The sequence below is a fragment of the Microbacterium sp. LBN7 genome (genome assembly GCF_045690345.1).
Classification (GTDB): Bacteria; Actinomycetota; Actinomycetes; order Actinomycetales; family Microbacteriaceae; genus Microbacterium.
In genome coordinates, this window is the sequence record NZ_CP147856.1 from 879,880 (window position 1) to 901,787 (window position 21,908).

The 21,908-nt window shown below is 69.3% G+C and carries 25 protein-coding genes; 8 read left to right on the top strand and 17 right to left on the bottom strand.

The features are described from left to right. Positions 1–54: 54 nt before the first annotated feature. Positions 55–1,038: a hypothetical protein gene (locus tag LBN7_RS04185; RefSeq protein ID WP_407361036.1), complete on the top strand. Its 984-nt coding sequence runs from the start codon at positions 55–57 to the stop codon at positions 1,036–1,038. Positions 1,039–1,055: 17 nt separating this feature from the next. Here LBN7_RS04185 and LBN7_RS04190 read toward each other — a convergent pair whose 3' ends face one another. Then, positions 1,056–1,493 (bottom strand): GtrA family protein, encoded by a 438-nt coding sequence (locus LBN7_RS04190; protein WP_341946179.1) that lies wholly within the window; start codon positions 1,491–1,493, stop codon positions 1,056–1,058. A 55-nt stretch (positions 1,494–1,548) separates the two neighbouring features. Between LBN7_RS04190 and LBN7_RS04195 the strand changes: the two genes are divergently transcribed. Both LBN7_RS04195 and LBN7_RS04200 read left to right on the top strand, forming a co-directional pair. After that, positions 1,549–2,334, top strand: coding sequence for a glycosyltransferase family 2 protein (locus LBN7_RS04195; RefSeq protein ID WP_407361037.1), 786 nt, complete (start codon positions 1,549–1,551; stop codon positions 2,332–2,334). Continuing rightward, a complete protein-coding gene (locus tag LBN7_RS04200) occupies positions 2,331–3,785 on the top strand; it encodes a hypothetical protein (RefSeq protein ID WP_407361038.1) in 1,455 nt (484 codons plus the stop codon). Before LBN7_RS04195 ends, LBN7_RS04200 begins: the two co-directional genes overlap by 4 nt. An 86-nt stretch (positions 3,786–3,871) precedes the next feature. Here the strand turns inward: LBN7_RS04200 and glmM are convergent, their stop codons facing one another. From glmM to LBN7_RS04220, 4 genes are all read right to left on the bottom strand, one after another. After that, positions 3,872–5,230 carry a phosphoglucosamine mutase gene (glmM, locus tag LBN7_RS04205; RefSeq protein ID WP_116634524.1) on the bottom strand — a complete coding sequence of 453 codons (1,359 nt, stop codon included), beginning with the start codon at positions 5,228–5,230 and terminating at the stop codon, positions 3,872–3,874. Positions 5,231–5,244: 14 nt separating this feature from the next. After that, the gene (gene rpsI, locus LBN7_RS04210) at positions 5,245–5,730 is read right to left on the bottom strand and encodes a 30S ribosomal protein S9 (RefSeq protein WP_046012472.1); all 486 of its coding nucleotides are present in this window, start codon (positions 5,728–5,730) and stop codon (positions 5,245–5,247) included. A 27-nt stretch (positions 5,731–5,757) separates the two neighbouring features. After that, entirely contained in the window at positions 5,758–6,204 is a 447-nt protein-coding gene (gene rplM / locus LBN7_RS04215) for a 50S ribosomal protein L13 (protein WP_116634523.1), read from the bottom strand. A 183-nt stretch (positions 6,205–6,387) separates the two neighbouring features. Beyond that, complete coding sequence (locus tag LBN7_RS04220) at positions 6,388–7,140, bottom strand: MBL fold metallo-hydrolase (RefSeq protein ID WP_407361039.1); 753 nt, start codon at positions 7,138–7,140, stop codon at positions 6,388–6,390. A 70-nt stretch (positions 7,141–7,210) separates the two neighbouring features. On the opposite strand from LBN7_RS04220, the gene LBN7_RS04225 reads away from it, so the two are divergent. Further along, complete coding sequence (locus LBN7_RS04225) at positions 7,211–8,182, top strand: GlxA family transcriptional regulator (RefSeq protein WP_407361040.1); 972 nt, start codon at positions 7,211–7,213, stop codon at positions 8,180–8,182. A gap of 11 nt (positions 8,183–8,193) precedes the next feature. Here the strand turns inward: LBN7_RS04225 and LBN7_RS04230 are convergent, their stop codons facing one another. The 5 genes from LBN7_RS04230 to LBN7_RS04250 all read right to left on the bottom strand — a co-directional run bounded on the left by LBN7_RS04230 (position 8,194) and on the right by LBN7_RS04250 (position 12,805). Further along, a complete protein-coding gene (locus LBN7_RS04230) occupies positions 8,194–8,862 on the bottom strand; it encodes an endonuclease/exonuclease/phosphatase family protein (RefSeq protein ID WP_116634520.1) in 669 nt (222 codons plus the stop codon). Between the two features lie 43 nt (positions 8,863–8,905). Beyond that, on the bottom strand, positions 8,906–9,799 hold the full coding sequence (locus LBN7_RS04235) for a hypothetical protein (protein WP_116634519.1): 894 nt from the start codon (positions 9,797–9,799) through the stop codon (positions 8,906–8,908). Positions 9,800–9,902: 103 nt separating this feature from the next. After that, positions 9,903–10,757 carry a tRNA pseudouridine(38-40) synthase TruA gene (gene truA, locus LBN7_RS04240; protein ID WP_341946186.1) on the bottom strand — a complete coding sequence of 285 codons (855 nt, stop codon included), beginning with the start codon at positions 10,755–10,757 and terminating at the stop codon, positions 9,903–9,905. A 41-nt stretch (positions 10,758–10,798) separates the two neighbouring features. Further along, positions 10,799–12,340, bottom strand: coding sequence for an APC family permease (locus LBN7_RS04245; RefSeq protein ID WP_116634517.1), 1,542 nt, complete (start codon positions 12,338–12,340; stop codon positions 10,799–10,801). A 99-nt stretch (positions 12,341–12,439) separates the two neighbouring features. Then, the gene (locus tag LBN7_RS04250) at positions 12,440–12,805 is read right to left on the bottom strand and encodes a helix-turn-helix domain-containing protein (RefSeq protein WP_116634516.1); all 366 of its coding nucleotides are present in this window, start codon (positions 12,803–12,805) and stop codon (positions 12,440–12,442) included. 93 nt (positions 12,806–12,898) lie between these two features. Here LBN7_RS04250 and LBN7_RS04255 point away from each other — a divergent pair, with 93 nt between their 5' ends. After that, the gene (locus LBN7_RS04255) at positions 12,899–13,744 is read left to right on the top strand and encodes an SDR family oxidoreductase (protein ID WP_407361041.1); all 846 of its coding nucleotides are present in this window, start codon (positions 12,899–12,901) and stop codon (positions 13,742–13,744) included. 73 nt (positions 13,745–13,817) lie between these two features. Here the strand turns inward: LBN7_RS04255 and LBN7_RS04260 are convergent, their stop codons facing one another. From LBN7_RS04260 to LBN7_RS04275, 4 genes are all read right to left on the bottom strand, one after another. Then, complete coding sequence (locus tag LBN7_RS04260; RefSeq protein WP_407361042.1) at positions 13,818–14,183, bottom strand: hypothetical protein; 366 nt, start codon at positions 14,181–14,183, stop codon at positions 13,818–13,820. Continuing rightward, on the bottom strand, positions 14,180–14,785 hold the full coding sequence (locus LBN7_RS04265) for a hypothetical protein (RefSeq protein WP_407361043.1): 606 nt from the start codon (positions 14,783–14,785) through the stop codon (positions 14,180–14,182). The genes LBN7_RS04260 and LBN7_RS04265 overlap by 4 nt, the downstream gene beginning before the upstream one ends. Continuing rightward, complete coding sequence (locus LBN7_RS04270) at positions 14,782–15,348, bottom strand: RNA polymerase sigma factor (protein ID WP_407361044.1); 567 nt, start codon at positions 15,346–15,348, stop codon at positions 14,782–14,784. The genes LBN7_RS04265 and LBN7_RS04270 overlap by 4 nt, the downstream gene beginning before the upstream one ends. A 76-nt stretch (positions 15,349–15,424) precedes the next feature. Beyond that, positions 15,425–15,838, bottom strand: a complete 414-nt coding sequence (locus tag LBN7_RS04275) for an Asp23/Gls24 family envelope stress response protein (protein ID WP_116634512.1) — start codon at positions 15,836–15,838, stop codon at positions 15,425–15,427. A 175-nt stretch (positions 15,839–16,013) separates the two neighbouring features. On the opposite strand from LBN7_RS04275, the gene LBN7_RS04280 reads away from it, so the two are divergent. The 3 genes from LBN7_RS04280 (at position 16,014) to LBN7_RS04290 (ending at position 18,709) form a co-directional block, all read left to right on the top strand. Next, complete coding sequence (locus LBN7_RS04280; RefSeq protein WP_407361045.1) at positions 16,014–16,625, top strand: TetR/AcrR family transcriptional regulator; 612 nt, start codon at positions 16,014–16,016, stop codon at positions 16,623–16,625. Beyond that, a complete protein-coding gene (locus LBN7_RS04285; protein ID WP_407361046.1) occupies positions 16,626–18,311 on the top strand; it encodes an MDR family MFS transporter in 1,686 nt (561 codons plus the stop codon). A gap of 98 nt (positions 18,312–18,409) precedes the next feature. Beyond that, the gene (locus LBN7_RS04290; protein WP_116634510.1) at positions 18,410–18,709 is read left to right on the top strand and encodes a hypothetical protein; all 300 of its coding nucleotides are present in this window, start codon (positions 18,410–18,412) and stop codon (positions 18,707–18,709) included. A gap of 13 nt (positions 18,710–18,722) precedes the next feature. Here the strand turns inward: LBN7_RS04290 and LBN7_RS04295 are convergent, their stop codons facing one another. The 3 genes from LBN7_RS04295 to LBN7_RS04305 all read right to left on the bottom strand — a co-directional run bounded on the left by LBN7_RS04295 (position 18,723) and on the right by LBN7_RS04305 (position 21,864). After that, a complete protein-coding gene (locus tag LBN7_RS04295; protein WP_116634774.1) occupies positions 18,723–19,436 on the bottom strand; it encodes a TIGR00266 family protein in 714 nt (237 codons plus the stop codon). Between the two features lie 55 nt (positions 19,437–19,491). Beyond that, a complete protein-coding gene (locus LBN7_RS04300; RefSeq protein ID WP_407361047.1) occupies positions 19,492–19,764 on the bottom strand; it encodes a hypothetical protein in 273 nt (90 codons plus the stop codon). Positions 19,765–19,839: 75 nt separating this feature from the next. Next, positions 19,840–21,864: a hypothetical protein gene (locus LBN7_RS04305; protein WP_407361048.1), complete on the bottom strand. Its 2,025-nt coding sequence runs from the start codon at positions 21,862–21,864 to the stop codon at positions 19,840–19,842. Between the last annotated feature and the right edge of the window lie 44 nt (positions 21,865–21,908).

The window sequence follows — 21,908 nt, forward strand, 5'->3', positions numbered from 1 at the left end:
TTCTGCCTGTGGAGGAACGGGGCGCGGAGAGAAACGGCGGCGGATGCTGGGGGCATGACCCGGATCGGAGAGCTGCCGCCGTCGCTCGGACAGCACTTCAGCGTGTCCACGGCACGGGAGGAGGGCGTGCTGCGGAGCCGATTGCGCGCGAGCGACCTGGAGTCGCCGTTCCGCGGGACGCGTCGACGCGCGTCCGCGCTCGAGACGACGGATGCCGCGACCGACATCGGCCCGATGACCGGACCTCACCGGGCCGAGCAGTTGCAGCGCCGCGCCGACGCGCACGGGTACGCGCCGCGGATGCACCCGGAGCACTTCTTCGCCCTCGAGACCGCTGCAGCACTGTGGGGTGCTCCCCTCCCGCTCTTCCGGCGCCTCGGAGAAGACGGCGATGACTTGCCCGTGCATGTCGGGGTCTTCGGCACCGGCTCGCTGCCGCGCCTCGCAGGGGTGACGGGGCATCGTATGCGCCCCGCGACGACCGCGGTCTGCACTCTGGAAGGACTGCGCGTCACCACTCCGGCCAGTACTTGGGCGAGTCTCGGCACTCTGCCCCTGCACGACCTCGTCGCCCTGGGGGACTACTTCTGCCGCGTGTGGCGGCCGGGGTACGGTCGCCCTCGCACCGACCGGCAGCCGCTCACGACTCCGGCTCGGTTGCGCGCAGCCACGGCATCCGGTCGACGCGTCGGCGTCCGCCGTCTGCGAGAGGCGCTCGCACTCGTGCGCACCGACTCCTGGTCGCCGCGCGAGAGCCAGGTGCGCTGCATCCTGGTCGAGGCGGGGCTTGCGGAGCCGGAACTCAACATCGACGTGTTCGACGACGACGGCCGATTCCTCGGCTGCGCCGACATGGCCTACCCGCGAATGAAGGTCGCCGTCGAGTATCACGGCATCTGGCACAGCTCGACGTATGCGCGCGACGTCGAGCGCATCGCCCGTCTACGGGCCGCGGGGTGGACAGTGATCGAGGTGACCGCTGATCTCGTGGGCCGCCCCGCCGACCTGGTCTCGCGCGTCCGCCAGGCTCTCGGCTGACCGCTCCCGTGGCAGCGTCAGCGCTTCACCCGGAACACGACCCAGTGGTACAGGACGAAGCGCAGCAGCACGACGATCACGATGCTCACGAGGTTCACGACGTTGACGGCGAACGCGCCGGGCGTGCGTCCGAGCGACGCGGCCACCAGCTCGACACCGACCCAGACGAGCGCGGCGCCGATGGCCGTGCACACCGCATTGGTCGCGAGGAACAGCGCGACCTCGGCGATGCGGCCCCGGCGGTCGCGGTGGCGGAACGTCCACTCGCGGTTCCCGATGTAGGCGTTGATCAGCGCGACCAGTGACGCGGCGATCTTGGCGGCGACGACGTCCCAGCCCCACACGTAGACGAGAAGGTTGAAGACCCCGATCTCGATGAGGGTGCTGAGCGCCCCGACGACGAGGAAGCGGCTGCCGACGCCGACGAAGCGGCGCAGTCGGGAGGGAGGATTCATGGCTCAACTAGGCTACTTGCAGAATGCCCTGCGCCCGGCCACCCCTAGGACCCCTGTGACACTCACCCATCTCGCCATCGTCATGCCCGCCTACAACGAGGCCGAGGGCATCCGTGGCTTCATCGACGAGATCAGGGAATCCGTGGCCCCCCTGGCCGACCGCGTCACGTTCCACATCGCCGACGACCGGTCGACGGATGCCACGGCGTCGGTGTTCGACGACGTCGCCGACGTGACGGTCGACGTGCAGCCGGTGAACCGCGGGCACGGCCCCACCGCCCTCGCCGCCTACCGGGCAGGGCTCGCCGCCGACCCGACCGTGCTCATCCACGTCGACGGCGACGGGCAGTTCTACGGCCGCGACTTCCCCCGTCTGCTCGCCGCCCTGGACCAGGCGGATGCCGATGTCGTGCACGGCGTCCGCGACGGGCGCACCGACCCCTGGTACCGGAAGGTCCTCACCTCGGCCGTCGGCCTGCTGATCGCCCTCGCTGCCGGCCGCCGCATCCCCGATGTCAACACTCCGCTGCGGGCGTACCGCCCCGACGCCCTGCAGACTCTGATCGACGCGATCCCCGCCGATGCGACGGTGCCGCATGTGCACTTCTCTCTGGCCGAAGCCCGCGCCGGCTTCACGGTGCGCTACCTGCGGGTCGCCAGCATCCCGCGTCGCGGCGCATCCACCACGGGCACGATGTGGGGTCGCGGCAACGGTGTCAGCCTGCCGCCCAAGCGCCTGCGTGCCTTCGTGCGCACCGCGCTGGGCGAAGCCTGGACGCTCTCCCTGCGCCCCTCGGCGCCGCTGCGCGGCATCCGTCGGCCGGAGCCCGTCTCGCGATGACCCGCACGCGCACGATCCTGTTCTGGGCGGTCGCGGCCGCTCTGCTGATCGGACACGTGATCGTCGCGTGGCACAGCCTCGTGGTCTGGCGCTTCTGGGAGGACGAGGCGTTCAACCTCACCGTCCCCCGCAATCTGCTCGCCGGTCTCGGCTATTCGAGCGACGGCGCCCTCTCCGGTTCGACCATCACGCCGTTCGATCCGCGCATCTCCACGGGGCCTGTCGTGCTGCTGCCGGTCGCCCTGCTGCTCGCCACGGGCATCGACCCCGTGCTGGCCGCGCGCCTGGTCCCCCTCGCGTACTGGGTGCTGCTGCTCGCCGGGCTCGCCGTCATCGGTCGGAGGATCGCCGGGCGGTGGGCGGCGCTGCTCGCCGTCGCGGTGCCGCTCGCGTTCACGGCCGGAGCCGGCGTCTCACCGATCCAGGGGCCGGGCGACCTGCTCGGCGAGATCCCGGCCGCCGCGCTCCTCGTCTGGGCGCTGATCGTGCTGCCGCGGCGCGCCTGGCTGGCGGGACTCCTCGTCGGACTCGCCATCCAGGCCAAGCTCATCGTGCTGCTCGCCCTCCCCGCGTTCGCGGTCGCCCTCTGGGTCCTGTCGGACGGCACGGGCTGGGCGCGCCTGCGCGATCTGCTGCGACGCGCCTGGCTCCCCCTCCTCCTCGTCGCCGTGCCGACGCTCGTGTTCGAGCTGGCGGCGCTCATCTCCCTGGGCGCCACCGGATTCGTCGAGCATCTGCGCAACCTCGTGAACTTCGTCCGCAGCGGCGGGCAGGGAGACGCGGCGACCTCCATCATCCAGAAGCTCGGCGCGCTCGCGGACTCCTGGTCGCTGCCCGGAGTGATCGCGGCCATCGGAGCGGTCATCGCGATCGGACTCGCCGCCACAGGGATCGTCCTCCGCTGGCGCTCGGCCACCTCTGAGGAGCGCGTCGTGATCGCCTACGCGCTGGCGGCGTTCGTCGGCGCGCTCGCCTTCGTCGGCTGGTGGGCGACCGCGTCGCGGCTGCCGCTCTGGGTGCGGCATCCGGCTCCCGGCATCTTCGCGTTCTTCCCGATCATCGCGGCGGTCGCGGTCTGGGCCGTCGTGCGGATGCCGCGGGGCAGGGCCGTGCGGATCGCCGGTGTCGTGGCGGCATCCGCTCTGGCGCTCGTCATCGCGGCCGGCGGCGTGCTACACGTCGCGGCCCAGTTCGCCCCGCGCACCCTCATCACGCTCGACGAGCAGCGCGCGGGAGTGGCTCCGCTCACCGCCTGGGTCGAGGAGAACGACGTGGAGTGGCTCGCCGCAGATCCCTGGGGCGCGGCCGTCGCGCCGATCGTCCTCACCGGGGCGCACGTCGGCCTGTTCGACGCCGTGGCGATGCAGGACGCACCGCGCCTCACCGGCCTCGCCTGCACGACCGAGACCCTCGCCGACAGCGGCTACTTCCGCATCTGCGCCGCGCCCTGAGCGCACGGCGAAGCCCCGCAGACGCGCGAAACGCCCCCGGCCCGAAGGCGCGGGGGCGTTTCGATGTCGTACCGCAGACGGCCGTGTCAGAGAGCCAGGCGCTCCTGCACGACGCCGGCCAGACGATCCGCGTACTCGCGCACCGACTCGGCATCCGCCGCTTCCACCATGACGCGCACGAGCGGCTCGGTGCCGGACTTGCGCAGCAGCACACGCCCGGTCTCGCCGAGCTCGGCTTCGACCTCTCGGACGGCCTGCTGCACGTGCTCGTCGTCGGCCACGCGGTCCTTGTCGACGTCGCGGACGTTGATGAGCACCTGCGGGTAGACGTTCATCACCGAGGCGAGCTCGGCGATCGACTTCTTCTGACGCGCCATCTCGGCCACGAGGTGCAGACCCGTGAGGAGTCCGTCGCCCGTGGTCGCGTACTCGCTCATGATGACGTGACCCGACTGCTCGCCGCCCAGGGCGTAGCCGCCCGCGTTCATGTCCTCGAGCACGTAGCGGTCGCCGACGGCGGTCTGACGCACCGTAATGCCGTGCTCGCGCATGGCGACGTGCAGACCGAGGTTGCTCATCACGGTCGCGACGAGCGTGTCATCGGTGAGGTGCCCGCGCTCCTTCATCGAGACGGCCAGGATCGCCATGATCTGGTCGCCGTCGATGTGGTTGCCCTCGGCGTCGACAGCCAGGCAGCGGTCCGCATCGCCGTCGTGGGCGATGCCGATGTCGGCGCCCAGACGCACGACGGCCTCCGCGAGGTTGTCGAGGTGCGTCGAGCCGACGCCGTCGTTGATGTTCCAGCCGTCGGGGTCGGCGCCGATCACGGTCACCTCGGCGCCCGCGTCGCGGAACGTCTCGGGAGACACACCGGATGCGGCACCGTGGGCGCAGTCCAGCACGACGTGCAGGCCGTCGAGCTGGTTCGGCAGGGATCCGAGGAGGTGAAGGACGTAGCGGTCCTCGGCGTCGGAGAACCGCTCGATGCGGCCGACGCCGGCGCCGGTCGGGCGGAGCATCTCCCCCGACATCGCCTCTTCGATGCGCTGCTCGACCACGTCGGGCAGCTTGCGCCCGCCGCGCGCGAAGATCTTGATGCCGTTGTCGGGCGCGGCGTTGTGAGACGCCGAGATCATCACGCCGAAGTCCGCGTCACGGTCTGCGACGAGGAACGCGAGCGCCGGCGTCGGGATGACGCCCGCCTCGAGCACATCGACGCCCGAGGATGCGAGCCCCGCCGACACGGCGGCCGTGAGGAAGTGTCCCGAGACCCGGGGGTCGCGGGCGACAACTGCGGTGAGTCGCTTGCCTTCGGCTTTGCGAGACTCCGCAGTACGGCCCTGGCCCAGGACGACAGCAGTCGCCTGGGCCAGGGTGAGCGCCAGGTCGGCGGTGAGGATGCCGTTGGCAAGTCCTCGCACGCCGTCCGTGCCAAAGATCGGCATCGGAGCAGTGGACCTTAACGCTTCGAGTACTGAGGCGCCTTACGGGCCTTCTTGAGACCAGCCTTCTTGCGCTCCTTGACGCGAGCGTCGCGCGAGAGGAAGCCGGCCTTCTTGAGGGTCGGGCGGTTGTTCTCCTCATCGATGCCGTTCAGCGAACGGGCGATGCCGAGACGGAGCGCGCCGGCCTGACCCGAGGGGCCACCACCCGAGATGCGGGCGATGACGTCGTAGGCACCGGTGAGGTTGAGCACCGTGAACGGGTCGTTGATCAGCTGCTGGTGCAGCTTGTTCGGGAAGTAGTCCTCGATCGTGCGGCCGTTGACCGTGATCGTTCCCGAGCCGGGGACGATGCGCACGCGGGCGATGGCCTGCTTGCGACGGCCGACAGCGGCACCCGGGACGCTGAGCACGGGGCGGGGAGCCGCCTCGACTGCTTCGGTCTCGGGGGTCGACGTCGAGAAGTTCTGGGGGGTTTCGGTGGTGTCCTGGATGTCAGCCACGAGTATGTCCTTAAGTCTTTACGGCGCTTACTGGGCGACCTGGTCGAGGGTGTACGGCTGGGGCTGCTGCGCGGCGTGCGGGTGCTCGGCACCGACGTACACCTTGAGCTTCGACAGCTGCTGACGGCCCAGGCTGTTCTTGGGGAGCATGCCACGGATGGCCTTCTCCACAGCGCGGATCGGGTTCTTCTCGAGGAGCTCGGCGTAGGTGACCGACTTGAGGCCGCCCGGGTAGCCCGAGTGACGGTAAGCCAGCTTCTTCTGGAGCTTCTGACCGGTGAGCGCGACCTTGTCGGCGTTCACGATGATGACGAAGTCACCCGAGTCGATGTGGTTGGCGAAGGTGGGCTTGTGCTTGCCACGCAGGAGCGTAGCGGCGTGCGAAGCCAGGCGGCCGAGAACGACGTCGGTGGCGTCGATGACGACCCAGTCACGCTGGACCTCGCCGGCCTTCGGGGTGTAAGTGCGCGTCACGATAGTGCTGCTTTCTTGTTCGAACGGAGAAGTTCGTGAATCCCACTCCGGGGTGGTTCTTCCCCAGGGGGAGGAACACGCCAGTGGAGGGCTCACGTTCGGATAGTGCATCTTCCCCGCAGTGAGGAGAAGGGCACCAAAGAGACAGCATACGCCACCCGGTGCCCTTCCCCCAAACCGGCCTCAGCCGATCGCGACGCGCTCCCCCGCCGCCAGCACGCGGAGCCGGTCGCCCTGCCCGGCGTACTCGAACATCGCGACGAGCCGCTCCCGGGTCTCGGAGAAGTGGAACCAGCCCTCCGCGTGTACCGGGACGATGACGGCGGAGGAGAGCACCTCGGCCGCCTCCAGCGCGGTGCGCGCGTTCAGCGTCAGGTCGATGTCTCCGAAGCGCCCCACGTTCGCGGCTCCGGCGAAGAGCACGGCGACCCGGATGCCGGGGAAGCGCGCGGCGATCTCGCGGACCAGGTCGACGGACGCGTTGTCGCCGGAGACGTACACCGTGGGGTGGCCCTCGGCTTCGAGCACGAATCCCGTCACCGGACCGGACAGGGCCTCGGCGCCCTCGGGCCCGTGCAGTGCCGGCACCGCGGTGACGACGACGTCGCCGACGCGGTGCTGCTGCCAGGGGGCGAGGCCCGAGATGCCCGAGATGCGCGTGGCCGACTCCTCGGTGCCGAGCACGAGCGACACCTCCTCGAGCAGCGCCCGTCCGGCCGTGTCGAGGTTGTCATCGTGCTGGTCGTGCGACAGCAGCACGACGTCGATCGCACCGAGAGCGGATGCCGGCACCGCCGGGCCCGTCAGCTTGCGGAGCACGATCGGACCCTCGTACGAGCCCGGCTCGTCGAAGGTCGGGTCGGTCAGGAATCCGAGTCCCGCGTAGGTGAAGTGGAGCGTGGGGCCTCCGACGAGGAGAGCAGAGATCTGTGTCATGGATCGAGTCTCCGCCATCCTCCGTCGCGGGCCCAGTGGCCTGAACGCACACTTCCGATAAGATCGGGCCATGCTCTCCCCCGCTTCCCGCTCTCGCGTCGCGGTGCTCGCCTTCCCGCACATCAGCCCCTTCCACCTGTCCGTCCCGACGCTCGTCTTCGGCGGAGCCGGGCTCGACGGCGTGAGCGGCCTCTACGACGTCGAGGTCTGCGCCGAGCAGCCCGGATCGATGCCGACCGCGGCGGGATACGGCATCCGGGTCGAGGCCGGGCTCGAGGCGATGGACGAGGCCGACCTCGTCGTCATCCCCAGCTGGCGCCACGGGTCGGAGCCCTCGACCGAGCTGCTCGACGCGGTGCGGAGGGCGCACCGTCGCGGTGCGCGCATCGTCGGGCTCTGCCTGGGAACCATCGTGGTCTCCGCGTCCGGCATCGCGGATGGGCGCGAGGTGTCGACGCACTGGGCCGCCGCCGACCGGCTGTCGGCCGCGGAGCCGCAGGTACGGGTGCGCGACGACGTGCTGTGGTCCGATCTCGGCGACGTGGTGACGTCCGCCGGCGCCGCGGCAGCGCTGGACTGCTGCCTCCACATCGTCCGCTCGGACCACGGGAGCGTCGCGGCGGCGGCGCTGGCCCGCTCCCTGGTGCTCGCGCCTCACCGCACGGGTTCGCAGGCGCAGTACATCCCCGCTCCGGTGGTCGCCGTGTCGGCCGACGACCCGATCGGCGGGGCGATACGGTGGGCGCGCGAGCGCCTCGGCACGCCCATCGATGTGGACGGCTGGGCGGCGTCGACGCACATGTCCCGGCGCACGTTCACGCGACGCTTCCGCGACCGCACCGCGACGAGTCCGCAGCAGTGGCTGCTCGACCAGAGGGTCGAGTTCGCTCGCACCCTGCTCGAGAGCGGCGACGACACGGTCGAGAGGGTCGCGGAGCTCGCCGGCTTCGGCAGCGCGGTGTCGCTGCGTCTGCACTTCCGTCAGAGACTCGGCGTCAGTCCTGCGGCGCACCGTGCGGCATTCCGCACCGGCGCGGCCTGAGCGGGCGGCTCTCAGTCCGGCTTGACCGTCACCAGGATCGGTCGATGGTCGCTCGACCCCTGGGGCAGCGTGGTGATGCGCTCGATCTCGAAACCCGTCGAGGTGGCAAAGTCGTAGTGCCCGCGGAACACGCGGTAGCGCGTGTAGGTGTGGTCGTCGCTCAGGGTCAGCGCATACCCGTGGTCGCGAACCGCCTGTCCGAGATTCTCCTTGAAGATCGGGTAGTTGTAGTCCCCGACCATGAGCTGCGGCAGCCCCTCGCCGAGTGTCGCGAGCTCGGTGAGCGCGGCACGGATCTGATGACGGCGGAGGGAGTTGAGCGCTGTCAGGGGGGCGGCGTGGAACGAAGCCACGATGAAGTCGTGACCGTCGTCGATGTCGCGCAGACGCGCCCCGAGCACGCGCTCGTGCGCCGGCTTCGCGATCCGGTCGTGCAGGGACTTCTTGAGCCCGAGCATGCGGATCCCCTGCAGGTGATAGGTGCTCTCCCGATAGAAGAGCGCGATGCCGAGCCGGTTGCCGTGCGTGGCATCCGCGAGGACGAGTCCGCCGATCCGCGGCGGGAGCTCCGGCACGTCGCACTCCTGCAGACAGAGGATGTCGGGGTCGTGCTCGCGCACGAGAGCGGCGAGCTCGCCCGCGGCCCGGTGCTTCTGGAGGTTGTACGAGATGACCTTCATGACCCCTCCCACGCTACCCGTCGCGGCTGTGCACCGGCTCCGATCACTCGTCGTATCCCCAGCGGATGCCGAGCACCCCCGGCCCGAATCCGTGACGCACGAGATGCACGGAGCCGCTCTGCACCGGCCGCATCGACGACGTGCAGTCGTCTTCGGTCTCGATGTACTCCTCGCACCAGGAAGGCAGGGCATCCGGGTGGAAGCGCACCCAGATCAGGGTCTCGCGCGCGGGCCTCGACGTCGCATGCCAGGCGGACTGGCGCGGTGGATAGCCGGGCGGGAACGTCTCGGTGAACTCCACGAGCGTGGTGCCGCCGGTCGTGATCGGCTGATCGAGCGCGATCACCACCCCGGAGAGAAGATGGCCGGGATGCAGGTACTCCCGGTCGATGCGACCGCCGACGACGTCGGTGATCACCGACATCACCTCGGTCTCCTCGGGAGCGACGTCGACGAGCGGGAGCTCTGTGATCACGCCCTGCGTGGCCTGCACGAGCGAGCGCATCACGACGCTCTCGACTGCGCCGCTCGCTCCGACCCGCACGGTGACATGGGTGGAGAGATCGCGCAGCGCCTCCTGCGGGGAGGACTTCAGCGCGCGCAGCGTCTCCTCCGTCTCCCGGTTCTCACGCTCCTCGTCGAACGGCAGCCGAGGCGGCGCCACCGGTCCGAGTCGCGTCGACGGCCCGAGCAACGAGCTCAGGTGCCCGCGGGCGAGTCCGAGGCGATCCTCGATGCCGTCGACCGCGCTCAGCGACTGGGCGCCCTCCGGCTGCCGGTCGCCCGACCGCCAGTAGCTGAGGGTCGCCATCGACACGAGGTTGCCGTCGTCGGCGAGCCCCTGCTGGAGCCGTGACAGCGTGATGCCGCGCTCGGAGATCGCCGCGCGCAGGGCCGCGGCGAAGGCCCCTGTCCGGGCGTCGATCCGATCCGTCACGTTTCCCCCGTCGTACCGTGAAGAGGTCTGCCGGGTTCAGCTTACGGTCGGTCGGCGCCGTCGCGGGGAACGGCTTCCTCGACCTCCGAGGCGACGGATGCCGTCAGGCGCCGTCGTCTTTGGCGTCGCGGCGAGCGCGCGTCTGCTCCGCGCGGGCGGCGAGCAGCTCGTCGGCCGGGTAGCCGACCTCGGTCAGCGTCAGGCCGCGCGCCGCCAGCACCTTGAACTCGCTCGTGCGCGTCAGAGCGTCCCTCAGCACCACGAGGTCGCCGATGTCGAGCCGCCCCTCTCCGACGGCGACGCATCCGCCCACGAGGGCACGCACCATGCTGTGGCAGAACGCGTCGGCCTTGACCTCGGCCACGAGCACGCCGTCGGCGTCGCGCGTCCAGCGGTAGTCGAGGAGGGTGCGGATCGTCGTCGCCTCCTCGCGCGGCTTGCAGTAGGCCGCGAAGTCGTGGAGTCCGATGAGGGTGCGGGCCGCGGCATCCATCGCCTGCGCGTCGAGTCGTCCGCGGATGCTCGTGGTGTCGAGCCGCCGCAGCGGATCGAACCCGGCCTCCGCATCGGCGAGCCGGTAGCGGTAGCGACGCCACACGGCGGAGAATCGGGCGTCGAAGCCCTCGGGCGCGAGCGACGTCCGCGTGACCGTGACGTCGGAGTATGCGCCGAGCACGCCGCGCAGGCGTCCTGCGATCGAGCCGGCGGGGTCCTGCGCCGCGCGACCGTGCCGGGCTTCGATCCGTGCCCACTGCGCCTCGTCGAGGTCGACGTGCGCCACCTGCCCGGTGGCGTGCACACCGGCATCCGTGCGTCCGGCGACGACGAACTGCACATCGGAGCCGACGATGCGGGCGAGCGCGGGTTCGAGCGTTCCCTGCACCGTGCGGAGCGTGGGCTGCTTCGCCCAGCCGCGGAAGTGGGTGCCGTCGTAGGCGATGTCGAGCCGGATGCGCACGGAGCAAGCCTAGGGCAGACCCCCGCGCCGCCCGGTGACGCTCAGATGCCGCCGTCGATCGAGCGGATGGTCACGCTCGGCTCGTCGGGCACCATCACCTGCGTCTCGCGGTTCAGGCTCTCACCGCGGAAGAACCGCTTCGAGCGCGGGAACAGGTACCAGACGAACATGAGCACCAGTCCGATGGCGAGGGAGCCGATGCCGATCACGAACGTGCCCCCGATGCCGAAGAGCACGGTGTAGCCGTAGTCGACGTCCCACATGTCGATCGCGGACTGGATGAACGCCCACGCCAGCATCAGGCCGCCCAGCAGCGGGAACAGGCCCTTGAAGAAGAAGTCGCGGGCCGACCGGGTCAGGTCCTTGCGGAAGTACCACACGCACGCGAAGCCGGTGATGGCGTAGTAGAAGGCGATCGCGAGCCCGAGAGAGAGGATCGAGTCCTGCAGGATGTTGTCGCTGATCAGCGTCATCCCGACGTAGTAGGCCACTGCGACGACGCCCATGACGATCGTCGAGAACGACGGCGTCTTGTACGTGGGGTGCACGTCCTTGAACTTCGCCGGCAGCGCCCGGTAGACGCCCATCGCGAGCGTGCCGCGGGCGGTCGGCAGGATCGTGGTCTGGGTGGAGGAGATCGCCGAGATGACCACGGCGACCACGAGGACCCACCCGAACGGGCCGAGCAGACCGTCCTTGATGGCCAGGAAGAAGTCGTCGGCGTTGGCCTCGTTGCCGAGACCGGTGCCGGTCTCGCCGAGCCCCGCGTACATCATGGCGGCGATGGTCACGCCCACGTACGTGAACAGCAGGATGACGGTGGTGAGCAGAGCGGCGCGGCCGGGGATGCGCTTCGGGTCCTTCGTCTCCTCGTTCAGCGCGAGGCAGGTGTCCCAGCCCCAGTAGATGAAGAGGGCGAGCAGGATGGCCTCGGTGAATCCGGCGAAGTCGGTGAAGGCGAACGGGTTGAGCCAGGCCATGTCGAACGGCGTCGGGTCGGGTGCCGTGCCGGCGAAGAACTGCCAGAGCGCGGTGACCACGAAGATCGCGAGCGCGAGGTACTGGATGCCCAGCAGGATGTTCTGGATGCGCTCGCCGATCTCGACCCCGCGCCAGCTGACCCAGGTCATCGCGGCGATGAAGAGCACGGCGACCAGCACGACGCGCCAGTCGTTGTTCTCCAGGTCCTGACCGATCAGCGACCAGAAGTAGACCGAGGCGATCTGCGCGAGGTTGGCGAGCACCACCATGCCGGCGACCGCGACTCCCCAGCCGCCCATCCAGCCGACCCACGGACCGAAGGCCTTGGTCCCCCAGGTGAACGTCGTACCGCAGTCCGGCACCGCGTTGTTGAGCTCGCGGTAGGCGAAGGCGATGAGCAGCATCGGCACGAACGCGATGATGAACGCGATCGGCGCCTGAGCACCCACCGCGAGGACCACGAATCCGAGCGTTGCGACGAGCGAGTACACCGGAGCCGTCGAGGCCAGACCGATGACGGTCGATCCCCAGAGTCCCAGTGTTCCCGCAGCCAGACCCTTGCCGTCGGGTCGTTCCAGATGAATCGGCGTCGTTGCTGCCATGTCAGAACAGTAGAGCCACTGCTGTTCTCGCGTCAATCGTTTTCTTTCACCGACTGATTCCGCACTTCGATGCCGGGTACTACGACGGATTCCGCAGGTTCAGTCGCGCCCGAGCATTCCGTCGGCGTGGTCGGCGACCCACTCCATCAGCGGCAGCATCCGCTCCATCAGATCGCGGCCGAGCGGAGTCAGGCTGTACTCGACGTGCGGCGGCACGGTGGGCAGGGATTCGCGGTGCACGAGACCGTCGTCGGCGAGCGTGCGGAGAGTGGACGCGAGCATCTTCTCGCTGATGCCGTCGACCGCACGGCGCAGCTCGCCCCATCGATGCGTCCCGTCGGAGAGGGAGGAGAGGATCAGCACGCCCCATTTGCTCATGATGTGGTCGAGCACGACCCGGGTGCCGCATCCCTGATCGAAGACGGCAGGGGTGGACTCCTTGATCTGCGCGAAACTCACCGACATGTAGGTACCTTACCTGAAAGTGGGTACCCTCCGGATGGAATGCGCCGAGGGGTTCCGGGGGTTGTCGAGGGTGTCATCCACGAAAGGACTCCCATGACCACCCTCGTCACCGGCGCCACCGGAAACCTCGGCCGCCTCATCATCGCCAGCCTCATCGAGCGCGGAGCCGATCCGCAGTCCATCGTCGCCGGCGCGCGCGACGTCGCCAAGGGCGCCGACCTCGGCGTGCGCGTGGTGCTCCTCGACTACGCGGATCCCGCCTCGATCGCGGCGGCGTTGGAGGGCGTCGACTCCGTCGCGCTCGTCTCCGGCTCCGAAGTCGGTCAGCGCGTCGCTCAGCACCAGGCGGTCATCGACGCCGCGAAGACGGCAGGCATCACGAAGCTCGTCTACACGAGCGCGCCGAAGGCCTCGACGAGCGACCTGGTCCTGGCCCCCGAGCACAAGGCGACGGAGGAGCTCATCGCCGCGTCGGGTGTTCCCGCCGTGATCCTCCGCAACAACTGGTACACCGAGAACTACGTCGCCGATCTCCGCCGTGCCGCCGAGACCGGGGTGCTCGCCGCCGGCGTCGGCGAAGGACGGGTCGCCTCGGCGAGCCGGAAGGACTTCGCGGATGCGGCAGCCGTGGTGCTTCTCGAAGACGGTCACATCGGTCAGGTGTACGAGCTCGGCGGCGACGTCGCGTGGAGCTACGGGGAGCTCGCTGCGGCGATGTCGGAGGTGTCGGGGCGTCCGGTCGCGTACCAGGCCCTCACCGCCGAGGAGCAGAGCGCCGCGCTCGAAGCCGCGGGACTCGATGCCGGGACCATCGGCTTCGTGGTGGCCCTCGACGCGGGCATCCGCGGCGGTGCGCTCGCCGACACCGACGGCACCCTCGCGCGCCTGATCGGGCGGCCGACCACGCCTCTCGTGGACGGGCTGCGCGCCGCAGCCTGATCACCGCCGCTGAGACAGCAGTGCCGCCCTCCCCTGTCGAGGAGGGCGGCACTTCCTGTCGTCGCAGGATGCGTCAGGCGGCGTCGCGCGACTGCACGTACACGACCGTGAGCGTGATGCTCTCCCTCTGCAGCCCCGCGGCGCGGAGCACAGCGTCGACCCTCTCGTACGCCTCGCGCAGGACGACGCCCGACGACGCGGTGACGTCGACGCCGAGCGAGGCCTCGACGGCGACGCCCTCGTCCCTCACGACGACCGAGACGATCGGCCGTTCGTCGTCACCGACGCCGAGCGCGACAGCTCCCGCGCGGAGCAGGTTGGAGACCAGCGAGCCGGATCGGTAGACGTTCCGGACACCCGGCGTCGCCCGCACGGCCCCTTCGATCTCCTGCGCGAGCCCAATGCGGACCTCCGGCGTCATCGCTTCCGCTCCGTTCACGACGAGACCTCCTGGATGTCGCGGATCGCGATGTCGATCGCGACGATGTCGAGCTCTGTGTGCAGGCGCAGTCGCCTGTCGACCTCCGCGCGGAGACGATCCGCGAGAAGCGGGATCGGTTCGCCGTGGAAGACGTTCGCCTCGATCTCGACCCGGATGGGTGTCCCCGGCACCGTGACGTCGCCATCGAGTCGGCAGCGCCCGAGCAGCAGTCCTGGTACCGCGTTCTCGGCCGATCGGATGAGGCCGCGCACCGCGCCCTCGGTGATCGCGAGATCCGCGCCCGGCTCCGGCGACCCGAGCGGGATCCTCCGGCCCGCGCGCGCATCGATCGCGATACCCGCGAGGATCCGGTCGACCCAGCCCGCCTCGACCTCGGGAGCCGCCGCGGCATCGGCGTCGATCAGCTCGCCGCTCAGTCCGTGGAGACGCTCGAGGGCATCGAGGGCCAGCTGACAGCCCGGCGACTCCTCGATGGAGCGGTTCAGCGGCTGTCTGCCGGCGTCGAGGTACTCCGTCAGCTCCTCGATGGTGTGCCCATCCAGATCGGTCGGCTCGAGTCCGAGTCGACGGCGGTCGGGGGTGCCGTGGTCGTCGCTCATCGCCACTCCTCCATCCGTACGATCATGTACTTCCTCGCACGGGCCAGCAGGCCGCGTGCGGTCGTGACGGGTATGCCGAGCTCCTCGGCGATCTCGTCATACGAGTAGCCGCCCATCTCGCGGAGGACCCAGCATTCGCGCTGTGCATCCGGGAGCTCGCGCAGTGCGGCCCCGAGTGCCGCGATCCCGGCCCGCGCCTGCACGACCTCATCCGGTGAGGTGTGCGCGGGGGCAGGGCGGTCGAGGTCGTCGATGTCGACGAGCGGTCGGAGGGCGCGGATGCGGTCGACGGCCTTGCGGCTGACGATCCTCATCAGCCAGCTCTTGACCTTCGACGGATCCTCGAGCTCGGAGAACCGCTGCCATGCGGTGACGAACGCCTCCTGCACCACGTCGTCCACGTCGGCCGAGGCGTTCAGCATCCGGTGGGTGTACGCGCGCATCATCGGCGTGTACCGCCGGACGAGCACCGCGAACGACTCGACGTCGCCATCCATGGCGCGTCCGGCCACGATGCGGTCGTCGGCGTGCTCGAGCGCGCTGCGAAAGCGTTCGTCTGCCATCTGCTCACCTCCTCGTCCCGATCCCCTAGGAGATTCGGAACGGATGCGCCATCGGATCGGATCATCGCGCATCGACTCAGTCGTCGTCCGTCGCGATGTGCACGTCGTTGACCGTGACGTTGACCTCGGAGACCTCCTTGCCGACGAAGTCGACCATCGCGCGATGGATCGCAGCGCGCACGTCGTCGGCGACCTTCTGGAGGGAGACCGGGTACTCGGCGACGATGGTCACGTCGACGGCGACCTGTGTCTCGCCGACCTCGACGGCGATGCCCTGCGTGAGGTCGCTGGTGTTGAGCGCATCGCGGATCGCGCCGACCATGCGGGCGGCTCCTCCGCCGAGGGCGTGCACGCCGCTCACCTCGCGCGCAGCGATGCCGGCGATCTTGGCGACGACGGCATCCTCGATCGTGGTCGTGCCGGGCGCGACCGCCTCATGAGGCGCGACGGCCGGGGTCCCGGCCTGAGCGGCATTCGTCACATTCGCCATGGTGAGCTCCTTCGTACATGTCTCGCATCCGCGCGGGGTGCGGGTCGCAGGTCAGCGACACCACTAGGACGGATGCCGGGCGCCGATCGTCACAGATCCGTCCGACTTTTCTCTGTGAAGCGTGCCGGCGGGGCTCACAGTGCACTCCAAGCTTGAGAGTGCAAACTTGCACTCTATGGAGCAGGGTGCAGATTCACTGAGAGAGCAGCGCAAGCGGGAGACCTCGCGCGCGCTGACGAAGATCGCCAGGCGGCTCACAGCAGACCAGGGCTTCGCCGGTTTCACGGTCGAGGAGCTCTGCGCCGAGGTCGGGGTCTCCCGGCGCACGTTCTTCAACTACTTCGAGAGCAAGGAGAACGCCGTCTTCGGCTTCACCTCCAGCGACTCCCGGCAGGAAGCCCTCGAGGAGGCGTTCGTCTCCGAGCACGGCGAGCTGCTGGATGACTTCGTGGGTCTGACGATCCACCGCTTCGGACTCTTCAACCCGCTCGAAGATGCCGCCGAGCTCTTCGCGATCATCGAACAGGAGCCGCGGCTGCTGAAGGCCGCGTTCGAGCAGATCGCGAAGAACGAACGCCGCGACATCGAGCTGATCGTGCGCCGCATGGGCGATGTCGCCGATGCCGATCTGCGCGCCGAGGTCATGGTGCACTCCGTCGGCGCCCTCGTGCGGCTGTCCATGGACCAGCTCCTGCACCACCACTCGACCGATTCCTTCGAGGCGCTCATCACGCGACGTCTCGAACTCGCCCGCTCCGTCTACGCACCGACACAGAAAGTCGACTGAATGTCCGCCACCGCCACGAAGGATGCGCCCTTCCTCCTCACGAAGCGCCGCATCTGGATCATCTTCAGCGCGCTCATCGCCGGGATGCTGCTCTCCAGCCTCGATCAGACGATCGTCTCCACGGCGATGCCGACGATCGTCGGCCAGCTCGGGGGCGTCGACCACCAGGTCTGGATCACCACCGCGTACCTGCTGGCGACCACGATCGTCATGCCCATCTACGGCAAGTTCGGCGACGTGCTCGGCAGGCGGAACCTGTTCCTCCTCGCGATCGCCCTGTTCACGCTGGCATCCGTCGGCTGCGCCTTCGCCACCGACTTCTGGATGTTCGTCGTGTTCCGCGCTCTCCAGGGCCTCGGCGGCGGCGGCCTGATGATCCTGTCGCAGGCGATCATCGCCGACATCGTCCCCGCCAATGAGCGCGGCAAGTACATGGGCCCGCTCGGCGCGGTGTTCGGCCTCTCGGCCGTCGCCGGCCCACTCCTCGGCGGATTCTTCGTCGACCACATGACGTGGCAGTGGGCGTTCTACATCAACATCCCGGTCGGCATCGCCGCGTTCATCATCGCCCTCGTGGCGCTGAAGCTCCCGAGCAAGAAGGCCGAGAAGCCGATCGACGTCTTCGGCGTGATCTTCCTCTCGATCGCGACCACGTGCCTGATCTTCTTCACCGACTTCGGCGGCGACGCCGAGTTCGGCTGGGACTCGCTGGCCACCTGGGCCTGGGGCGCCGGACTGCTCGCCGCAGCCACCGCCTTCGTCATCACGGAGTCGCGGGTGCAGGACCCGATCATCCCGCTGAGCCTGTTCCGGAACCCGATCTTCGTCAACGCGACGGCCATCGGCCTCGTCCTCGGCATCGGCATGTTCGCCGCGATCGGATTCGTGCCCACGTTCCTGCAGATGTCGTCGGGCACCTCGGCCGCGGCATCCGGTCTGCTGATGATCCCCATGATGGTCGGCCTCATCGGCACGTCGATCTTCTCCGGCATCGCGATCTCGAAGACCGGGAAGTACCGGATCTACCCGATCGTCGGCACCATCCTCACGGGTGTCGCGATGGTGTCGATGACCACGCTCTCGGCGGCCACGCCGATCTGGCTCATCTGCGTCTTCCTGTTCGTGTTCGGGGCGGGACTCGGGCTCATCATGCAGGTGGTCGTGCTCGTCGTGCAGAACGCGGTGCCTGCGGGCGAGATCGGCACGGCGACCAGCACGAACAACTACTTCCGCGAGGTGGGAGCCTCGCTCGGCACCGCCGTGTTCGGCACGATCTTCACCACACGGCTGACCGAGAACCTGCTCGGCGTGTTCGCCGACGCCGGGGCATCGCCGGATGCCGCATCGCAGGCCGCGTCGACGATCGACCCCTCCACGCTGAACTCGCTGCCCGACGAGGTGCGGGACGGCATCGTCACCGCCTACGCCGACGCGCTGGCGCCGGTGTTCTGGTACCTCGTGCCGTTCATCGTGCTGGCCCTGGTGCTGTCGCTGTTCCTCAAGCAGATCCCGCTCTCCGACCAGGCAGGACTCGTCGCCCGCGGCGAGGCCATCAGCGGCGCGGAGGCCGAGCGGCTGGAGGCCGAGCTCCGCGGCGGCGGACGGACGCATGCCGCGTCGACCGATGCCGGGAGCGATCCGGCCGGCTCGGAGGGCGGCGGCGAGACGTCGCCCGCCCGCCGCTGACGCGGGACCGGCGCGGCATCCGCTCGTGATCCTGTCAAGGGGCTACCCGTCTCCTCCTGCTCCCGGCATCCTTCACAGTGAGGACAGGCAGGAGAATGATGGAGCAGGCGTCAGACCCACGGTTCGTGCTGACCCAGGTCAGCACCGAGGCCTGGGCGATCCACGACCTGCAGTATCCCGACGGCGATCACCGGCGGATCGTGTGCCGGATCTACGAGGACACGCCGACCGATGTCGAGGTGCTGTGGTTGCGCGACCTCCCGCTGGCCCCGCGCTATCCGTCCGTCGACGACGTCCTCGAGTCGGTCCGCCGCTTCCAGGACGCATCCCGCGCCACGCGCCCGATCCCGATCCCGCACCGGCCGCCGCCCTCGCTGCGGCGCGGAGAGCGCGGGTGATCCGCAGGGTCCTCTAGGAGGTGCTCGAGCTGCCGGAGCGTTCGGTCAGGTAGGGCTCGATGGCTGCCGCGAGCTTCGCGGGCGTCATCGACTGCAGCCAGATGCGTCCAGGGCCGTGGATCTCGGCGAGGAACAGCGAGTCACCGAAGAACTTGTTCTTGATGCCCTTGATCGAGGTGAACTGCAGATCCATGTTCGCGTCGAACATGGCGAGGTGCCCCGGGTGGATGAGAAGCGACTGACCCGCCGCGAGCGTGTACTCCGTGATCTCCCCCGCGAGCTGCACCCACGCCGTACCGGAGCCGGTCAGCTTCTGGAACACGACGCCGGCGCCGCCGAAGATCCCTGCGCCGAGCTTCTTCTGCAGTCCGACCGTGACCTCCACATCGCGTGTGCTCGCCGTGTACGAGCCCGCCTGCACCATGAACTGATCGGCCGCGTCGATGTCGATCTGACGGATCGTGCCCGGCAGCTGCGCCGCGAACGCGACCAGGCCGCCCTGCGCGGGAGCGGTGTACTCGGTGAGGAACAGCTGCGCGCCGCCCAGCACGCGCTTCAGACCGCTCATGAAGCCACCCTGTCCTCCGGTGCCGTGCACGGTCGACGTGTCCAGGGCGAACCCCGGGGACATCCAGGCCACGTCCCCACCCTCCGCGACGATTCTCTCGCCCGGGTCGAGCGTGACCTCGAGGACGGGCATGGTCGTTCCTGAGATGGATGACTTCATGCATCCGACCATAGACGCGGCGACGACCGGCGCGCCAGCCTCTTCCGCCCCGCGGTCAGTACTCCCATTCGGCGTGCGCGTACTCCCCCAGGTCCGACGGCGGCCCGGTCCCCGGGTCGTCATCGATCGCGATGACGACCCGGCTCGACCGCGAGATCAGCGCGCTGAGGCGAACGCCCTGGGAGATGAAGCCGACGAAGGTGCCCTCCGATCGCGCGGCATCCTCGATCCGGCGCATCAGGTCTTCGAGGTCCTGCCCGGGACTTAGCAGGAAGTCGTGACCGTCGATGTCGACGTGGGTATGAGTTGTTGCCGGTGCAGGGCTCATGGGGTGAACGTACGCGCCCGCAGCCGACTCCCTCAGGGGGTTGCGCTCACGCCTCCGATGCGCACGGCCATGAGGTCACGGCTTCCGGGGGTGGTCATCGACCTTCACGAGCGTGCGTCCGCGCAGGGTGTAGACGACACCCTCCTCGTCGACGTTGAGGTGCGGTCCGCTGTACCAGCCGCCGTTGATGGCCGCCACGACGGTGGTGACCTCGAAGGACTTCGGGTCGATGCGGAACAGCGTGGTGTCGGAGACTCCATAGATCACGCCACGAGCCGCCTTCATGGCCACGAACCCGGGGGCGATGGACTTCAGATCAGCGGTGTGGACGATCTTCCGACGCGGGCGGTCGATCACGAACAGGGTGCCCCGCTGCGTCAGCGCGAAGAGGTGTCGACCGTGGCTCGCGAGAGCACCGATCCCGTTCGCCTGCGCGGTCTCGATTCGCCAGAGCTCTCGATGAGCGATCGGATCCCACGCCACGATCGTGCCGCGCGGGCCCGTCTTCTGCGCGTTGTCGCCGCCGAGATAGGCGACGCCGTCCACGGAGACGACCGCACGGACGAGCTGCACGTCATCGATCGGATTGATCGCGTGCGTGCTCGCGCCCGTACGGGGGTCGTACGTCCAGAGCGAGCCACCGCCCTCGGTGTCGGCCTGCGCCGCCACCAGGAGCAGCCCGTTGCAGTCGTCCCAGTGCGTGTCGAGCGGCCGGTTCTGCTCGGAGGGGAACGACGCCACGCGGCGGATCGGCTCCCCGGAGGAGGGATCGTAGGACCAGATCCCCTGCGAGTTGTACTGACCGGTGAAGAGCACGCCGCCGATGACCTCGGCATCCTTCGCCTCACCCGGTGCACGGAGGTTGATGACCTCGCCGCTGCCGAGATCGTGGCGCGCGATGCCGCCGTTTCCCCCCACGTACGCGAAACCGGCGCCGACCGCGATGCCCATGCAGGTCTGCGCACTGATCGGCGCGCCCGCATCGCCGAGATCGACCTCCGACCGAAGGGTGCCGTCGCGGTCGAAGGCCGCGACGACCGCGTATCCCGACACCGCGACGAGTCCGCCGTCGTGGGCATCGAGGCCCCAGATCTCGCCGAGCTCGATGCTCAGCGGAAGCTGCTCGACCGCCACCGCTCCCGGTGACCAGCGCAGCACGCCCGCCTCGTTCGCGCAGTACACGTCGCCGTCGATCACGGCGAAGCTCTTGGCGGTCTTGCCGATCGAGGTGACGAGCTCGTACGACGTGTGATCCGCGAGCGAGATCGCGGCGATCTTCGACTGCTCGAGGGAACCCGCGGTCGATGCGAGCAGCCGGTCGCCGTCGACGGCGAGTTCGCGGATGCTCGGGTCGTTCACCATCTCGGACGGCGTGATGTCGGTGAACGCGGCCGACGCGCGGTCGTACGCGTAGAGCGCCGCCCGGCTCGTTTCGGTGCCGCCGCCGAGCGTGCTGCCGGCGCCGAAGTAGACCGTCTGGTCGGTCGCGGCCACCGCACGGGCCAGCGTCGCCTTCGGATCGGGTACCCCGAGGCTCGTGACGGCCCCGGTCGACGGGGAGTACTGCCAGAGGGCCGGCGCGCCGGTGCCGCCGCCGCCGACCGCGAAGACGGTGCCGTCGGGAGAGACGGCGAGATCGCGCACATCGCGGTCGCCGATCCGCCCGATCGAGACGGCGGGAGCGGAGAGATCGGCGAGGTCCCACCGGTAGAGGTTGTCGTTTCCCGCGGCCTTCTGCAGGATGCCGGCGTAGAGGACCTTCCGCACCGGATCGACCGCCAGCGCCTGGATGCTGTGCCCCGTGGCGAGCGTCGTCGAATGGGTCACCGTGCCGGAGGCGACGTCGAAGGCGAGGATGCCGGTCGGCTCGAGGTTGCGCGAGCCGATGTAGCAGATGCCGTCGAGGAGCACTCCGCTCATGAGGGAGTACTGCAGGATGCCGGGGCCGATCTCGGTGATCGTCGTCGAGCCGCGCCCGGCTCGCACGAGCGACGAGGCCTGAGCGGGCGACGGCGAGACGATGCCGACAGCGGCGGCGAGCAGACCGCCGGCTCCGGCGAGCAGCACGGTGCGGCGGGACATCGCGGTGTTTTCGGACATGGTGGAGCTCCTTGGGTCGTCGTTGAACTGCGGAGGGGTCGGGG

Excerpts from the sequence above, each read along its gene's own strand:
- LBN7_RS04185 (WP_407361036.1), top strand. The coding sequence starts at position 55 with ATGACCCGGATCGGAGAGCTGCCGCCGTCGCTCGGACAGCACTTCAGC.
- LBN7_RS04190 (WP_341946179.1), bottom strand. The coding sequence starts at position 1,493 with ATGAATCCTCCCTCCCGACTGCGCCGCTTCGTCGGCGTCGGCAGCCGC.
- LBN7_RS04200 (WP_407361038.1), top strand. The coding sequence starts at position 2,331 with ATGACCCGCACGCGCACGATCCTGTTCTGGGCGGTCGCGGCCGCTCTG.
- glmM (WP_116634524.1), bottom strand. The coding sequence starts at position 5,230 with ATGCCGATCTTTGGCACGGACGGCGTGCGAGGACTTGCCAACGGCATC.
- LBN7_RS04220 (WP_407361039.1), bottom strand. The coding sequence starts at position 7,140 with ATGACACAGATCTCTGCTCTCCTCGTCGGAGGCCCCACGCTCCACTTC.
- LBN7_RS04225 (WP_407361040.1), top strand. The coding sequence starts at position 7,211 with ATGCTCTCCCCCGCTTCCCGCTCTCGCGTCGCGGTGCTCGCCTTCCCG.
- LBN7_RS04230 (WP_116634520.1), bottom strand. The coding sequence starts at position 8,862 with ATGAAGGTCATCTCGTACAACCTCCAGAAGCACCGGGCCGCGGGCGAG.
- LBN7_RS04245 (WP_116634517.1), bottom strand. The coding sequence starts at position 12,340 with ATGGCAGCAACGACGCCGATTCATCTGGAACGACCCGACGGCAAGGGT.
- LBN7_RS04250 (WP_116634516.1), bottom strand. The coding sequence starts at position 12,805 with ATGTCGGTGAGTTTCGCGCAGATCAAGGAGTCCACCCCTGCCGTCTTC.
- LBN7_RS04255 (WP_407361041.1), top strand. The coding sequence starts at position 12,899 with ATGACCACCCTCGTCACCGGCGCCACCGGAAACCTCGGCCGCCTCATC.
- LBN7_RS04265 (WP_407361043.1), bottom strand. The coding sequence starts at position 14,785 with ATGAGCGACGACCACGGCACCCCCGACCGCCGTCGACTCGGACTCGAG.
- LBN7_RS04270 (WP_407361044.1), bottom strand. The coding sequence starts at position 15,348 with ATGGCAGACGAACGCTTTCGCAGCGCGCTCGAGCACGCCGACGACCGC.
- LBN7_RS04275 (WP_116634512.1), bottom strand. The coding sequence starts at position 15,838 with ATGGCGAATGTGACGAATGCCGCTCAGGCCGGGACCCCGGCCGTCGCG.
- LBN7_RS04280 (WP_407361045.1), top strand. The coding sequence starts at position 16,014 with ATGGAGCAGGGTGCAGATTCACTGAGAGAGCAGCGCAAGCGGGAGACC.
- LBN7_RS04285 (WP_407361046.1), top strand. The coding sequence starts at position 16,626 with ATGTCCGCCACCGCCACGAAGGATGCGCCCTTCCTCCTCACGAAGCGC.
- LBN7_RS04290 (WP_116634510.1), top strand. The coding sequence starts at position 18,410 with ATGGAGCAGGCGTCAGACCCACGGTTCGTGCTGACCCAGGTCAGCACC.
- LBN7_RS04295 (WP_116634774.1), bottom strand. The coding sequence starts at position 19,436 with ATGAAGTCATCCATCTCAGGAACGACCATGCCCGTCCTCGAGGTCACG.
- LBN7_RS04300 (WP_407361047.1), bottom strand. The coding sequence starts at position 19,764 with ATGAGCCCTGCACCGGCAACAACTCATACCCACGTCGACATCGACGGT.
- LBN7_RS04305 (WP_407361048.1), bottom strand. The coding sequence starts at position 21,864 with ATGTCCGAAAACACCGCGATGTCCCGCCGCACCGTGCTGCTCGCCGGA.